Annotated in this window: 13 protein-coding genes, 2 tRNA genes and 3 rRNA genes; 9 read left to right on the top strand and 9 right to left on the bottom strand. The window is 52.8% G+C overall.

Annotation, left to right across the window (positions count from 1 at the left end; translation table 11 throughout):
- Positions 1–85 precede the first annotated feature (85 nt).
- Positions 86–994, top strand: coding sequence for a DNA-binding transcriptional regulator YafC (gene yafC, locus AAF463_RS04010; RefSeq protein WP_350261564.1), 909 nt, complete (start codon positions 86–88; stop codon positions 992–994).
- 15 nt (positions 995–1009) lie between these two features.
- Here the strand turns inward: yafC and dkgB are convergent, their stop codons facing one another.
- From dkgB to gmhB, 7 genes are all read right to left on the bottom strand, one after another.
- A complete protein-coding gene (dkgB, locus tag AAF463_RS04005; protein WP_350261563.1) occupies positions 1010–1813 on the bottom strand; it encodes a 2,5-didehydrogluconate reductase DkgB in 804 nt (267 codons plus the stop codon).
- Positions 1814–1982: 169 nt separating this feature from the next.
- Positions 1983–2059: transfer RNA gene (locus tag AAF463_RS04000), tRNA-Asp, on the bottom strand.
- Between the two features lie 102 nt (positions 2060–2161).
- A 5S ribosomal RNA gene (gene rrf / locus AAF463_RS03995) occupies positions 2162–2277 on the bottom strand.
- Positions 2278–2379: 102 nt separating this feature from the next.
- Positions 2380–5284: ribosomal RNA gene (locus AAF463_RS03990) — 23S ribosomal RNA — on the bottom strand.
- A gap of 215 nt (positions 5285–5499) precedes the next feature.
- Positions 5500–5574, bottom strand: a tRNA-Glu gene (locus AAF463_RS03985).
- 88 nt (positions 5575–5662) lie between these two features.
- A 16S ribosomal RNA gene (locus AAF463_RS03980) occupies positions 5663–7202 on the bottom strand.
- Together the 16S, 23S and 5S rRNA genes with 2 tRNA genes alongside form the textbook arrangement of a ribosomal RNA operon.
- 409 nt (positions 7203–7611) lie before the next feature.
- Positions 7612–8172, bottom strand: a complete 561-nt coding sequence (gmhB, locus tag AAF463_RS03975; protein WP_110867583.1) for a D-glycero-beta-D-manno-heptose 1,7-bisphosphate 7-phosphatase — start codon at positions 8170–8172, stop codon at positions 7612–7614.
- 187 nt (positions 8173–8359) lie between these two features.
- Between gmhB and metN the strand changes: the two genes are divergently transcribed.
- From metN to proS, 6 genes are all read left to right on the top strand, one after another.
- On the top strand, positions 8360–9391 hold the full coding sequence (gene metN, locus AAF463_RS03970) for a methionine ABC transporter ATP-binding protein MetN (protein WP_350261562.1): 1032 nt from the start codon (positions 8360–8362) through the stop codon (positions 9389–9391).
- Entirely contained in the window at positions 9384–10037 is a 654-nt protein-coding gene (locus AAF463_RS03965; protein ID WP_101762028.1) for a methionine ABC transporter permease MetI, read from the top strand. The genes metN and AAF463_RS03965 overlap by 8 nt, the downstream gene beginning before the upstream one ends.
- Before the next feature lie 37 nt (positions 10038–10074).
- The gene (locus AAF463_RS03960; RefSeq protein ID WP_101762029.1) at positions 10075–10890 is read left to right on the top strand and encodes a MetQ/NlpA family lipoprotein; all 816 of its coding nucleotides are present in this window, start codon (positions 10075–10077) and stop codon (positions 10888–10890) included.
- 129 nt (positions 10891–11019) lie between these two features.
- Positions 11020–11421, top strand: coding sequence for an Rcs stress response system protein RcsF (gene rcsF, locus AAF463_RS03955; RefSeq protein ID WP_101762030.1), 402 nt, complete (start codon positions 11020–11022; stop codon positions 11419–11421).
- Positions 11418–12125: a tRNA (N6-threonylcarbamoyladenosine(37)-N6)-methyltransferase TrmO gene (gene tsaA / locus AAF463_RS03950; protein ID WP_192235639.1), complete on the top strand. Its 708-nt coding sequence runs from the start codon at positions 11418–11420 to the stop codon at positions 12123–12125. The genes rcsF and tsaA overlap by 4 nt, the downstream gene beginning before the upstream one ends.
- An 88-nt stretch (positions 12126–12213) precedes the next feature.
- Complete coding sequence (gene proS, locus AAF463_RS03945) at positions 12214–13932, top strand: proline--tRNA ligase (protein WP_110867580.1); 1719 nt, start codon at positions 12214–12216, stop codon at positions 13930–13932.
- 30 nt (positions 13933–13962) lie between these two features.
- On the opposite strand, the gene arfB is transcribed toward proS, so the two are convergent.
- Positions 13963–14373, bottom strand: coding sequence for an alternative ribosome rescue aminoacyl-tRNA hydrolase ArfB (arfB, locus tag AAF463_RS03940; RefSeq protein ID WP_101762033.1), 411 nt, complete (start codon positions 14371–14373; stop codon positions 13963–13965).
- Positions 14374–14587: 214 nt separating this feature from the next.
- On the opposite strand from arfB, the gene AAF463_RS03935 reads away from it, so the two are divergent.
- Both AAF463_RS03935 and rof read left to right on the top strand, forming a co-directional pair.
- Positions 14588–14788 carry a YaeP family protein gene (locus tag AAF463_RS03935; protein WP_036622231.1) on the top strand — a complete coding sequence of 67 codons (201 nt, stop codon included), beginning with the start codon at positions 14588–14590 and terminating at the stop codon, positions 14786–14788.
- The gene (gene rof / locus AAF463_RS03930) at positions 14775–15038 is read left to right on the top strand and encodes a Rho-binding antiterminator (RefSeq protein WP_101762034.1); all 264 of its coding nucleotides are present in this window, start codon (positions 14775–14777) and stop codon (positions 15036–15038) included. The genes AAF463_RS03935 and rof overlap by 14 nt, the downstream gene beginning before the upstream one ends.
- 39 nt (positions 15039–15077) lie before the next feature.
- Here rof and AAF463_RS03925 read toward each other — a convergent pair whose 3' ends face one another.
- Positions 15078–15386, bottom strand: a complete 309-nt coding sequence (locus AAF463_RS03925) for a cytochrome c (protein WP_217549331.1) — start codon at positions 15384–15386, stop codon at positions 15078–15080.
- Positions 15387–15389 lie beyond the last annotated feature (3 nt).

The raw sequence follows: 15389 nt of genomic DNA, 5'->3' as shown, positions 1-15389 counted from the left end.
AGGTTTTGATGGGCATTAGTGTTGCCGCATGCTTTAATGACAAAAAGATGCAAAGTGCGATCAGACTTTTGCTTTTGGAGGGATAATGAAAGCATCGTCAGATGAGCTTAAAGTGTTTATCGCTGTAGTGGAGAGCGGCAGCTTTAGTCGCGCTGCAGAACAGTTGCAGATGGCCAATTCAGCGGTGAGTCGCACGGTTAAAAAACTCGAGAATAAGCTGGGTGTCGCGCTCTTAACGCGTACTACGCGTCAGCTAGCGCTCACTCATGAGGGCGAGCATTATTTTCGCCGCGTGCAAAAGTTGATGCAGGAGATGTCAACCGCCGAGAGCGAGTTGATTGAGCGTCAGATGGTGCCTCAGGGCGTACTGCGTGTTGATGCTGCCACACCCGTAATTCTGCATCTGTTGCTACCGATGATTAAACCCTTTCGTGAGCGCTATCCCAATGTCACACTATCGCTCATCTCTTCAGAGAGCTTTATTAACCTCATCGAACGTAAAGTCGATGTGGCGATTCGCGCTGGCAATTTGACGGATTCTACACTGCGCGCTCGTTTGCTCTTTATAAGCTATCGCAAATTAGTGGCGACGCCGGCTTATCTGGCGAAATATGGTGTCCCTGCATCAACAGCTGATTTGGCTCAGCATGAATGCCTTGGCTTCGTTGAAACGCCACGCTTAAATCGCTGGCCTGTCGCAGATGAAGGTGGCGATCTTTATGACATCACGCCAGGAATGTCATCTAACAGCGGCGAAACGCTTAAACATCTAGTGCTAGGCGACCAAGGTATCGCGTGTTTATCAGATTTTATGGTGGATAAAGAGATAGCTGATGGTACTTTTATTGAACTGCTTGCTGAACAGCGTATTCCAGTTGAGATGCCTTTTAATGCAGTCTATTACAGTGACTTAGGAGTTAGCCAACGCGTCAGGGCGTTTATCGATTTTCTGAGTGAATGGGTTAAAGCTCAGCCCTGGCGAGTGCAGGGCTGAAAAGGGATGCAGTGATTAATCCCAGTCTGGCGCCAGACCTTCTGGACTCACTAAGCGCTGATGACGATCCAGCGCGGCAATATTTGCCATATCTTGATCGTCTAGCTGCAGATCAACCGCTGTCATGTTGCTCGCCAGGTTTTCACGTTTAGTTGATGACGGGATCACCGCGTAACCTAACTTCATCGCCCATGCCAAAACAACCTGTGCCGGAGAAGCTTTGTGCTTCTGTGCAATGGTATTAATTACCTCATCCTTCAGCGCTTCTCCATAAGCTAACGTCATGTAAGAAGTGATGTGAAGACCATTCTTTTTAGCAAAATCAACCACCTGCCGATTCTGCAAAAAGGGATGCAGCTCAATCTGGTTAGTCGCTATATTTTCCACGCCAACCGCGTCAATCGCCTCTTTCATCAAAGCAATTGGGAAGTTTGAGATACCAATTTGACGCGTCAGCCCTGCTTCTTTTGCTGCCATCAATGCCAACATGCTCTCTTTCACCGATACCGCCGATCCGGGAGAAGGCCAGTGGATTAAGGTGAGATCGACATAACCGGTGCGCAGCTTTGCCAGGCTCTCTTTCAAGCTGGGAATCAACTTTTCAGCCGAAAGATTGTCGATCCAAATTTTAGTGGTAATAAACAAGTCGCCACGTGCTGCGCCATTCTCAGCGATCCCCTGGCCCACAGCCGCTTCATTTTCATAGATTTGCGCAGTATCAATTGTGCGATAGCCAAGTTCCAACGCAGTTTTAACTGAATGGATTACAACGTCATCTTGCAGGCGGAAAGTACCTAAACCAAAGGCGGGGATTGTCATAATTTCCTCATCGTATAGCGTTATGTTTCGATGGGAATTATTTTGGCAGGTTTATTGTTGCTGAAAAATCCGTATATAAGCAGAAGAATTTTGATTTTTTATCAACAATAATGACAAAATTGCAGACATGAAAAAGCCCTGACTTTTCAGTCAGGGCTTATCAATTAAGTGGCGGAACGGACGGGGCTCGAACCCGCGACCCCCTGCGTGACAGGCAGGTATTCTAACCAACTGAACTACCGCTCCACCGATCCTGTACTGATATCAGACAATCGTTCTGATTTCAGGTGTTTCGCCCTTCCCGCGTCACAGGGAAGGTCACGACCCGGTAACGGGTCTTAAATTGATGCCTGGCAGTTCCCTACTCTCGCATGGGGAGGCCCCACACTACCATCGGCGCTACGGCGTTTCACTTCTGAGTTCGGCATGGGGTCAGGTGGGACCACCGCGCTAAAGCCGCCAGGCAAATTCTGTTTTGTCCGCAGCCCCCTCTCAGGCGCCGCAGACCAGTCCGTAAACAAGCTGAAAATATCCGGTCTCTCAGACCAAAACGCCTCTGGCGTTGTAAGGTTAAGCCTCACGGGTCATTAGTACCGGTTAGCTCAACGCATCGCTGCGCTTACACACCCGGCCTATCAACGTCGTAGTCTTCAACGTCCCTTCAGGACTCTCAAGGAGTCAGGGAGAACTCATCTCGGGGCAAGTTTCGTGCTTAGATGCTTTCAGCACTTATCTTTTCCGCACTTAGCTACCGGGCAGTGCCATTGGCATGACAACCCGAACACCAGTGGTGCGTTCACTCCGGTCCTCTCGTACTAGGAGCAACCCCCCTCAATTCTCCAGCGCCCACGGCAGATAGGGACCGAACTGTCTCACGACGTTCTAAACCCAGCTCGCGTACCACTTTAAACGGCGAACAGCCGTACCCTTGGGACCTACTTCAGCCCCAGGATGTGATGAGCCGACATCGAGGTGCCAAACACCGCCGTCGATATGAACTCTTGGGCGGTATCAGCCTGTTATCCCCGGAGTACCTTTTATCCGTTGAGCGATGGCCCTTCCATTCAGAACCACCGGATCACTATGACCTGCTTTCGCACCTGCTCGAGCCGTCACTCTCGCAGTCAAGCTGGCTTATGCCATTGCACTAACCTCCTGATGTCCGACCAGGATTAGCCAACCTTCGTGCTCCTCCGTTACTCTTTGGGAGGAGACCGCCCCAGTCAAACTACCCACCAGACACTGTCCGCAGCCCGGATTACGGGCCTACGTTAGAACATCAAACATTAAAGGGTGGTATTTCAAGGTTGGCTCCACGCAGACTGGCGTCCACGCTTCAAAGCCTCCCACCTATCCTACACATCAAGGCTCAATGTTCAGTGTCAAGCTATAGTAAAGGTTCACGGGGTCTTTCCGTCTTGCCGCGGGTACACTGCATCTTCACAGCGATTTCAATTTCACTGAGTCTCGGGTGGAGACAGCCTGGCCATCATTACGCCATTCGTGCAGGTCGGAACTTACCCGACAAGGAATTTCGCTACCTTAGGACCGTTATAGTTACGGCCGCCGTTTACCGGGGCTTCGATCAAGAGCTTCTCCTTGCGGATAACCCCATCAATTAACCTTCCGGCACCGGGCAGGCGTCACACCGTATACGTCCACTTTCGTGTTTGCACAGTGCTGTGTTTTTAATAAACAGTTGCAGCCAGCTGGTATCTTCGACTGCCTTCAGCTCCATCCGCGAGGGACTTCACCTACCGACAGCGTGCCTTCTCCCGAAGTTACGGCACCATTTTGCCTAGTTCCTTCACCCGAGTTCTCTCAAGCGCCTTGGTATTCTCTACCTGACCACCTGTGTCGGTTTGGGGTACGATTTCGTGTTACCTGGAGCTTAGAGGCTTTTCCTGGAAGCAGGGCATCAGTTACTTCACCACCGTGGTGGCTCGTCGTCACGCCTCAGCCTTAAGATACCCCGGATTTACCAAAGGTATCAGCCTACACGCTTAAACCGGGACAACCGTCGCCCGGATAACCTAGCCTTCTCCGTCCCCCCTTCGCAGTAACACCAAGTGCAGGAATATTAACCTGCTTCCCATCGACTACGCTTTTCAGCCTCGCCTTAGGGGTCGACTCACCCTGCTCCGATTAACGTTGAACAGGAACCCTTGGTCTTCCGGCGAGCGGGCTTTTCACCCGCTTTATCGTTACTTATGTCAGCATTCGCACTTCTGATACCTCCAGCATGCCTCACAGCACACCTTCAACGGCTTACAGAACGCTCCCCTACCCAACAACACATAGTGTCGCTGCCGCAGCTTCGGTGCATGGTTTAGCCCCGTTACATCTTCCGCGCAGGCCGACTCGACCAGTGAGCTATTACGCTTTCTTTAAATGATGGCTGCTTCTAAGCCAACATCCTGGCTGTCTGTGCCTTCCCACATCGTTTCCCACTTAACCATGACTTTGGGACCTTAGCTGGCGGTCTGGGTTGTTTCCCTCTTCACGACGGACGTTAGCACCCGCCGTGTGTCTCCCGTGATAACATTCTCCGGTATTCGCAGTTTGCATCGGGTTGGTAAGCCGGGATGGCCCCCTAGCCGAAACAGTGCTCTACCCCCGGAGATGAGTTCACGAGGCGCTACCTAAATAGCTTTCGGGGAGAACCAGCTATCTCCCGGTTTGATTGGCCTTTCACCCCCAGCCACAAGTCATCCGCTAATTTTTCAACATTAGTCGGTTCGGTCCTCCAGTTAGTGTTACCCAACCTTCAACCTGCCCATGGCTAGATCACCGGGTTTCGGGTCTATACCCTGCAACTTAACGCCCAGTTAAGACTCGGTTTCCCTGCGGCTCCCCTATACGGTTAACCTTGCTACAGAATATAAGTCGCTGACCCATTATACAAAAGGTACGCAGTCACCCCATTAAAGAGGCTCCCACTGCTTGTACGTACACGGTTTCAGGTTCTGTTTCACTCCCCTCGCCGGGGTTCTTTTCGCCTTTCCCTCACGGTACTGGTTCACTATCGGTCAGTCAGGAGTATTTAGCCTTGGAGGATGGTCCCCCCATATTCAGACAGGATACCACGTGTCCCGCCCTACTCTTCGAACTCACAATCTGTGCACTTTCGTGTACGGGACTATCACCCGGTATCGTGCGACTTTCCAGACGCTTCCACTAACGCACAAACTGATTCAGGTTCTGGGCTGTTCCCCGTTCGCTCGCCGCTACTGGGGGAATCTCGGTTGATTTCTTTTCCTCCGGGTACTTAGATGTTTCAGTTCCCCGGGTTCGCCTCGCAACACTATGTATTCATGTTGCGATGATGCACTGGGTGCACCGGGTTTCCCCATTCGGACATCGTCGGCTGTAGCGGTTCATATCACCTTACCGACGCTTTACGCAGATTAGCACGTCCTTCATCGCCTCTGACTGCCAGGGCATCCACCGTGTACGCTTAGTCGCTTAACCTCACAACCCACAGGCGTTTTGCAACGCGCGCAGACTGCAAGCATTTGAGAGACTCGAACGCGCTGTTATTCATTTCTTATTACGGAGAAATGAACCAACGCGTCGTTTCAATTTTCAGCTTGTTCCGGATTGTTAAAGAGCAGTATCTCAGACGCAGCTCGTAAGCTTCGTTTGAGATACGTCGTGGAGACACCTTTCACCTGTCACCAAGCAAGTGGCGTCCCCTAGGGGATTCGAACCCCTGTTGCCGCCGTGAAAGGGCGGAGTCCTAACCGCTAGACGAAGGGGACACGATAGTGTCACGACTTCGCAGCCGTCTTGCTCATTACTTTCTATCAGACAATCTGTGTGAGCACTTCGCGGGAAGGTATCTTCAGGTAAGGAGGTGATCCAACCGCAGGTTCCCCTACGGTTACCTTGTTACGACTTCACCCCAGTCATGAATCACAAAGTGGTAAGCGCCCTCCCGAAGGTTAAGCTACCTACTTCTTTTGCAACCCACTCCCATGGTGTGACGGGCGGTGTGTACAAGGCCCGGGAACGTATTCACCGTAGCATTCTGATCTACGATTACTAGCGATTCCGACTTCACGGAGTCGAGTTGCAGACTCCGATCCGGACTACGACGCACTTTATGAGGTCCGCTTGCTCTCGCGAGGTCGCTTCTCTTTGTATGCGCCATTGTAGCACGTGTGTAGCCCTACTCGTAAGGGCCATGATGACTTGACGTCATCCCCACCTTCCTCCAGTTTATCACTGGCAGTCTCCTTTGAGTTCCCGGCCGAACCGCTGGCAACAAAGGATAAGGGTTGCGCTCGTTGCGGGACTTAACCCAACATTTCACAACACGAGCTGACGACAGCCATGCAGCACCTGTCTCAGAGTTCCCGAAGGCACCAAAGCATCTCTGCTAAGTTCTCTGGATGTCAAGAGTAGGTAAGGTTCTTCGCGTTGCATCGAATTAAACCACATGCTCCACCGCTTGTGCGGGCCCCCGTCAATTCATTTGAGTTTTAACCTTGCGGCCGTACTCCCCAGGCGGTCGACTTAACGCGTTAGCTCCGGAAGCCACTCCTCAAGGGAACAACCTCCAAGTCGACATCGTTTACGGCGTGGACTACCAGGGTATCTAATCCTGTTTGCTCCCCACGCTTTCGCACCTGAGCGTCAGTCTTTGTCCAGGGGGCCGCCTTCGCCACCGGTATTCCTCCAGATCTCTACGCATTTCACCGCTACACCTGGAATTCTACCCCCCTCTACAAGACTCCAGCCTGCCAGTTTCGAATGCAGTTCCCAGGTTAAGCCCGGGGATTTCACATCCGACTTGACAGACCGCCTGCGTGCGCTTTACGCCCAGTAATTCCGATTAACGCTTGCACCCTCCGTATTACCGCGGCTGCTGGCACGGAGTTAGCCGGTGCTTCTTCTGCGGGTAACGTCAATCGGTGAAGCTATTAACTTCACCGCCTTCCTCCCCGCTGAAAGTACTTTACAACCCGAAGGCCTTCTTCATACACGCGGCATGGCTGCATCAGGCTTGCGCCCATTGTGCAATATTCCCCACTGCTGCCTCCCGTAGGAGTCTGGACCGTGTCTCAGTTCCAGTGTGGCTGGTCATCCTCTCAGACCAGCTAGGGATCGTCGCCTAGGTGAGCCATTACCCCACCTACTAGCTAATCCCATCTGGGCACATCCGATGGTGTGAGGCCCGAAGGTCCCCCACTTTGGTCTTGCGACGTTATGCGGTATTAGCTACCGTTTCCAGTAGTTATCCCCCTCCATCGGGCAGTTTCCCAGACGTTACTCACCCGTCCGCCACTCGTCACCCGAGAGCAAGCTCTCTGTGCTACCGTTCGACTTGCATGTGTTAGGCCTGCCGCCAGCGTTCAATCTGAGCCATGATCAAACTCTTCAATTTAAGTTTGATTTGCTGAAACGAGTTCAGCGGTGCTCATCTGTAAAACGTCATAATGAATTTCATTATGTGTTCACTCGTGAGGCTTTGATATTTTTTTGCGTCCGGAGACGCGGATATCAATCCTGCGAGTGCCCACACAGATTGTCTGATAAATTGTTAAAGAGCGTTGCGAACAGCGGCTGAACCGTCTGTCGCGAGGTGGCGTATATTACGCTACTCTCCTTCGGAGTCAAACACTTTTTTCAGCGCTTTCATCCGGCGGGATGAATTTCTTCACTCCCTGCCGAGCCGTCTGCGTTGCCGCTTTGCCGTCTCAGTGGTGGCGCATTATAGGGAGTTATTCGGAGCTGACAAGTGCAAATTTCAAGTTTTTTGCTGTTCGCTTGAAATTTGCGCAAAAGACCCGTTTTCAGGCCTTTTTGATGCGTGCTGGCAGCTCTGCCAGACTATTAATCACCCAATCCGCCACTGCTTCCCCTTCTGCCGTTACCGGCTTGCCACTACGCACCAGCACTTTGGTACCCACCCCCGCTGCTAACGCCGCCTGCATATCTTCTAATTTGTCGCCTACCATATAAGAAGAAGCCATATCGATATCCAGATGCTGCTGCGCGGAGAGCAACATGCCCGGCTGCGGCTTACGGCAATCACACTGCTGGCGATACGCTTCTACCGTGGCATCTGGCAAATGCGGACAGAAATAGATGCCATCCAAATCAACATCACGATCGGCCAGCGACCAATCCATCCATTCTGTGAGTTGCATAAACTGGTCTTCGGTAAACATGCCACGCGCAATGCCCGACTGGTTAGTCACCAGTACCAGCGCATAGCCCATCTTCTTTAACGCCTGTAGCGCTTCGATGGTGCCATCAATGAATTCGAAATTATCGATTTCATGAACATAGCCGTGATCAACATTCAATGTGCCATCACGATCAAGAAAAATAGCCGGGACTTTGTTCGCCACGTAGAAACTCCTGCTGAAAATGTGTCGCTAAGTATCGCATGATTGCGTATAGCGAGAGAATGGCAGTTTGAATGACTTCCATTGATTTAGCCGTCTGGATGCCTTAACATCCATCCAAATTTCGCACAGCCCTGCTGAGTGAAGCCCGATACACCACGGATTATGCAACACGATAATAAATAAACTAATGATTAAACTCGAAAATATCACCAAAGTGTTCCAGCAAGGCTCACGCACCATTCAGGCGCTGTCCAACGTCAGCCTGCACGTGCCTGCTGGACAGATCTATGGCGTCATCGGTTCCTCTGGAGCCGGTAAAAGTACCCTGATTCGCTGCGTCAATCTGCTGGAGCGCCCAACCTCCGGACGCGTGCTGGTTGATGGCCAGGAATTAACCACCCTTTCTCCTGGCCAATTGACGCTGGCACGCCGCCAGATTGGCATGATTTTCCAGCACTTTAATCTGATGAACTCCCGCACCGTCTCCGGTAACGTGGCGCTGCCATTAGAGTTAGGCAATCTTTCGCGCGAACAGATAAAGAAGCGCGTTAGCGAATTGCTGGATCTGGTGGGATTATCAGACAAGCATGATAGCTGGCCAGCGAATCTCTCTGGCGGACAAAAGCAGCGTGTTGCGATTGCCCGCGCACTGGCGAGCAATCCTAAGGTGCTGCTGTGTGATGAAGCCACCAGCGCACTGGATCCTGCAACCACGCGTTCGATTCTGGAGCTGCTTAAGGATATTAACCGTCGTCTGGGCATTACCATTCTATTGATCACCCATGAAATGGATGTGGTGAAACGCATCTGCGATCAGGTTGCGGTGATCAGCAATGGTGAGTTAATTGAAAGAGACAGCGTGAGCGAAGTGTTTTCGCATCCGAAAACGCCGCTGGCGCAACAATTCATTCAATCGACGCTGCATCTGGATATCCCCGACGACTACCAGCAACGCATGGCGCCACAGCCAACAGCTGATAGTGTGCCGCTGCTGCGTCTCGAGTTCACCGGCAAATCGGTGGATGCTCCGCTACTGTCAGAATCGGCTCGCCGCTTTAACGTTAATAACAACATCATCAGTGCGCAGATGGATTACGCCGGCGGCGTGAAGTTCGGCATCATGCTGGCTGAGATGGATGGCAGTGAAACAGATACACAAGCCGCGATTGCCTGGCTGAAAGAAAATCATGTGAAAGTAGAGGTGTTGGGTTATGTCTGAAGCGATGATGTGGTTACTGACGCGTGGCGTCTGGGAAACGCTGATGATGACCTTCGTCTCTGGTTTCTTTGGTTTTGTCCTCGGTCTTCCGATTGGCGTGCTGCTGTATGTGACGCGTCCCGGCCAGATTCTGGCCAACAACGCGCTTTATCGCGTGCTGTCCGCGCTGGTGAATATCTTCCGTTCAATTCCGTTCATTATCCTGCTGGTATGGATGATTCCATTCACTCGCGCCATTGTCGGCACCTCGATTGGCCTGCAAGCCGCGATTGTGCCGCTAACCGTCGGCGCCGCGCCGTTTATTGCACGTATGGTGGAAAACGCCCTGCTGGAACTGCCAACCGGATTGATCGAAGCATCTCGCGCCATGGGCGCCACGCCGCTGCAGATCGTGCGTAAAGTCCTGCTGCCGGAAGCGCTGCCAGGTCTGGTGAATGCCGCTACAATTACCCTGATTACGCTGGTTGGCTACTCCGCAATGGGCGGAGCGGTTGGCGCAGGCGGTTTGGGCCAGATTGGCTATCAATACGGTTACATTGGCTATAACGCCACCGTAATGAACACCGTGCTGGTTTTGCTGGTTGTGCTGGTCTATTTAATCCAATTCTGTGGCGACCGCATTGTACGTGCTGTGTCCCATAAGTAAGCAAGCAACATCAATAGTCCTCTATTAAGGAAAGGATATGTCTTTTACATTTAAAAAGATTGCCGCTGTGGGTGCTCTGATTGGCGCAATTGCGCTGGCAGGATGCGATCAGAAAGCAAAAGATCCAAACCACATTAAAGTGGGTGTGATTGTCGGCGCTGAACAGCAGGTTGCTGAAACTGCAGTTAAAGTGGCGAAAGAGAAATATGGCCTCGATGTTGAGCTGGTGACCTTTAACGATTACGTGCTGCCAAACGAAGCGCTGAGCAAAGGTGATATTGACGTTAACGCCTTCCAGCATAAGCCGTATCTGGATCAGCAGATCAAAGATCGCGGTTACAAGCTGGCCATCGTAGCGAACACCTTCGTTTACCCAATCGCCGGCTACTCGAAGAAAATCAAATCACTGGATGAACTGCAGGACGGTTCACAGGTTGCTATCCCGAACGACCCAACCAACCTGGGACGTTCACTGTTGCTGCTGCAGAAGGTCGGCCTGATCAAACTGAAAGATGGCGTTGGCCTGCTGCCAACCTCACTGGATATCATTGAGAACCCGAAAAAGCTGAAGATTGTTGAGCTGGAAGCGCCGCAGCTGCCACGTTCACTTGACGACCAGCAGATCGCACTGGCGGTGATCAACACCACGTACGCCAGCCAGATTGGTCTGACGCCAGCGAAAGATGGCATCTTCGTGGAAGACAAAGATTCACCTTACGTGAACCTGATTGTTAGCCGTGAAGACAATAAAGACGCTGAGAACGTGAAGAAGTTTGTGCAGGCTTACCAATCAGACGAAGTGTCTGAAGCGGCCAACAAGATCTTCAACGGCGGCGCAGTGAAAGGCTGGTAATGTTCACCTTTCATGCCTTGCAGGGCGGCTTCGGCCGCCCTTTCTTTTGCCATAAATTGCACCTGACTTGTTATTTATTGTCGTCCTTGTTTCAATAACGCCACTTTTTTATTACTTGAGGATGTTGCCATGCGTTTTTTACCGCTCTGCTTGTTAGCATTGATGCTAACCGGGTGTGTGCGTGAATATCACCCGATAAGCAGTGCTCCTTCTCGTCCGCAACAGGCATCCAGCGAACCACAACGTAAACCGACTCCACGTCCCGCGCCGGTGAAGATCTACACCGATGCGACCGATCTGGTCAGCAACCCGTTCCGCGATTTGGGCGAAGTCTCTGCTGAAGATTGCCAGAGCAGCAGCCAGGATTCGCCTCCTAACATCAACACCGCGCGCAAGCGCCTGCAGATTCGCGCAGCCGGCATGAAAGCCAACGCCGTCCTGCTGCATAAGTGCGAAATTGTCACCAGCACGCCGGGATGCTATCGCCAGGCCATTTGCCAGGGCTCCGCACTGAAAGTATCAAATCAATGAGTGAGTTTGCCTTTGCGCAAATCGGCGTAATTCGTTCGCCGTGGAAAGAGAAGTTTGCCGTTCCGCGCCAGCCCGGTCTGGTGCAGGATGGCGGCGGCGAGCTGCATCTGCTACCACCTTACAATCAGCCGGAAGCGGTGCGCGGGCTGGAAGCGTTTAGTCATTTGTGGGTGCTGTTTGTGTTCCACCAAACGATGGAAGGTGGCTGGCGTCCGACCGTGCGTCCCCCGCGCCTCGGTGGCAATGCGCGTATGGGCGTGTTTGCCACCCGTTCAACCTTCCGCCCCAATCCTATCGGCATGTCGCTGGTTGAGTTAAAAGGCATTCGCTGCGAGAAGCAGCAGGTGATCTTGCAGCTCGGCAGCCTCGATTTAGTCGATGGCACGCCGGTGGTGGATATCAAACCTTATCTGCCGTTCGCCGAAGCGCTGCCTGATGCGCGCGCCGGGTTTGCGCAGGCGGCGCCTGATGCCACCATGCCGGTGCGCTTTTCGCCGCTGGCGCAGAGCCAGCTTCAGCTGCAGCAGAAAACCCATCCGCAGCTAGCGCGTTTCATTAGCGAAGTGCTGGCACAGGATCCGCGCCCGGCTTACCGTAAAGGTGAGACGGAAGATCGTGAATATGCCGCCTGGCTACTCGACTTTAACGTGCGCTGGCGCATTGATGAGGCAGGAACCGAGGTGATCGCCCTCGATCCCCGTTAAAACCCGCTTTTGAGTGATTGATCTCGCTGGTACACTAGCCGCCAGAAAAATTTGTCAGTTTCCTTCCGTATAACTGGAATCGTAATCAATGCGTACTACTCAATATCTGCTCTCCACTCTGAAGGAGACACCTTCCGATGCAGAAGTGATCAGCCACCAGCTGATGCTGCGCGCCGGCATGATCCGCAAACTGGCTTCCGGTCTCTACACCTGGTTGCCGACCGGGATTCGCGTGCTGCGAAAAGTTGAAAACATCGTGCGTGAAGAGATGAACAACGCCGGTGCGATTGAGATCTCCATGCCGGTGGTTCAGCCTGCCGATCTGTGGGAAGAGAGCGGCCGTTGGGAGCAATACGGCCCGGAACTGCTGCGCATTAAAGATCGTCACGAACGTCCCTTCGTGCTGGGTCCAACCCACGAAGAAGTGGTCACCGATTTGATCCGCAACGAGCTGAGCTCTTATAAACAGCTGCCGCTCAATCTGTATCAGATCCAGACCAAATTCCGCGATGAAGTGCGCCCGCGTTTTGGTGTGATGCGTTCACGCGAGTTCATCATGAAAGATGCTTACTCGTTCCACACCACGCAGGAATCGCTGCAGGAAACCTACGACGCGATGTACCGCGCCTACAGCCAGAGCTTCAGCCGTATGGGCCTGGATTTCCGCGCCGTACAAGCTGACACCGGTTCTATCGGCGGCAGCGCATCACATGAATTCCAGGTGCTGGCGCTGAGCGGTGAAGATGACGTGATCTTCTCCAGCGAATCCGATTACGCGGCCAACATTGAAAAAGCCGAGGCCTTAGCGCCGGCTGGCGAGCGTCCGCAGGCCACAGAAGCCATGACGCAGTTCGATACGCCAAACGCCAAAACTATCGCCGAGCTGGTTGAGCAACATCAGTTGCCGATTGAGAAAACCGTTAAGACGCTGTTCGTCAAAGCCACCGAAGAGAGCGGCCACACGCTGGTTGCCCTGCTGCTGCGCGGCGATCATCAGCTGAACGAAATTAAAGCGGAGAAGCTGGATATCGTCGCTGAACCGCTGGAGATGGCGAGCGAAGAACAGATTCGCGCGCTGCTGGGTGCCGGTCCAGGCTCGCTCGGCCCGGTCGGTTTGACCATGCCAGTGATCGCCGATCGTACTGTGGCAAAAACAGCTGACTTCTGCGCGGGTGCCAACATTGATGGCAAACACCTGAGCGGCATCAACTGGGGCCGCGATCTGCCAGAACCGCGCGTGGAAGATATCCGTAACGTGGTGGAAGGCGATCCAAGCCCAGACGGCAAAGGTACGCTGCTGATTAAACGCGGTATCGAAGTGGGCCACATCTTCCAGCTGGGTACCAAGTACTCCGAAGCGATGAAAGCAGCGGTTCAGGGCGAAGATGGTCGTAACCAGGTGATGACCATGGGCTGTTACGGCATCGGTATTACGCGCGTTGTGGCGGCGGCAATTGAGCAGAACAACGACGAACGTGGCATCATCTGGCCTGCGGCATTGGCACCGTTTGAAGTGGCCATTCTGCCAATGAATATGCACAAATCTTTCCGTGTGCAGCAGTTGGCTGAAGAGCTGTACAACACGCTGCGTGCCAAAGGCATTGACGTGATTCTGGATGACCGTAAAGAGCGTCCAGGCGTGATGTTCGCGGATATGGAGCTGATTGGCGTGCCGCACACCATCGTAATTGGCGATCGTAATCTCGATAACGAAGAGATTGAGTACAAGGCGCGTACCGCCAGCGAGAAGCAGATGATTAAGCAACATGACATCGTCGACTTCCTGGTGAAAGCACTCAACAAGTAACGCTAAAACGCCTCCAGCCGGAGGCGTTTTTTATTGCACCTTTCCGCGCATCGCCTTCACGTTACTGCGCCGCGTTTTACCTTCCAGCCGCCTCACTTTAGAACCGTGCGTCGGTTTGGTCGCACGCCGCACTTTTTCCACCGTGGTTAACTCCCGAATCAGATTTATCAGCCGCTGCACGGCCGCTTCCCGATTCATTTCCTGGCTGCGATGTTCCTGTGCTTTGATGATCACCACGCCTTCCGCGGTAATCAAATGATGGCTCGCCGCCAGCAGCCGCTCTTTATAAAACGGCGGCAGCGATGAGGCATGAATATCAAATCGCAGGTGAATCGCCGTCGACGTTTTATTCACATGCTGGCCACCGGCACCTTGCGCACGGATGGCACTGAGTTCCACTTCATTATCTGCAAGTGAAAGCGATCGAGACAGCACAATCATCTGTCACCTACCGTTTGGCTCGACGTTGCGTCGCGTAATAACCTGTTCATCAACTTAACCTTTTGTGCGCACGCTGAATGCATAAGACCAGCGCGAAATGTCACTTTTGCCCATTTGCTTGCATCATTCCCGTGACGACCGGGCTGATTTCGATGAAATTCCTGTGATATAGTCGCCTATCATCCAGAGTATCAACTCTGCTGAGGAGGTGTATGTGCAAAAGTATTGTGAGTTAGTTCGCCAGAAGTATGCCGAAATTGGTAGCGGCGACCTTGGGTATGTGCCAGACGCCATAGGTTGTGCGTTGAAGGCTCTCAACGATATTGCCGCTGATTCTGCGCTAAACTCTTCTCTCAGGGAACAAGCAGCGTATGCCGCTGCAAACTTATTGGTGAGCGACTATGTTGACGAATGAAGCCTACAAACCCATCAACTGCGATGATTACGACAACCTTGAACTCGCCTGCCAAAAACACTGGACGCTGTCGTTAGAGTTAAAAAACGGCGATCAGCTCAAGGCCAAAGCCGTGGACATGGTCTCACGTAAAAACGTCGAGTACCTTGCCGTCGATCTCTCAGGCGAGACCCGCGAAGTGCGGCTCGACCACATCGCCAGCTTCACACATCCTGAGCTGGGCACCGTCGTCGTCAGCGAAGACGAGTAAAACCTCTCTCGGGCGGGAATCACATCCCGCCCACCTCGCTCAAGGTTTTAACGAACTGTAATACGCCGATAAATCTGCCATATCCTGATCGCTCAATCCCGCTACAAACGCTTTCATCACTTCCGCCTGGCCGCCGCTCCGCTCGCCTTTTTTATAGGCTTGCAGTGAATGCAGCAGATAAGGCGCATGTTGCCCGGCCAGATTGGGATAGAGCGGCACCGCGCTTTTGCCCTCCGCACCGTGACACGCCATACAGCTTGCCGCTTTTTGCGCACCCGCATTCACATCGCCATCGGCCAACGCCGGCAGCGCCGCAGCGAATAACGCCGCGGCCGTCAAAAGTTTCATCAT

Source organism: Pantoea sp. BJ2 (assembly GCF_040255075.1).
In the GTDB taxonomy this organism is placed as follows: domain Bacteria; phylum Pseudomonadota; class Gammaproteobacteria; order Enterobacterales; family Enterobacteriaceae; genus Pantoea; species Pantoea leporis.
The sequence above is the reverse complement of the archived record's forward strand: the minus strand, read 5'-3'. Positions and strand labels throughout refer to the sequence as shown.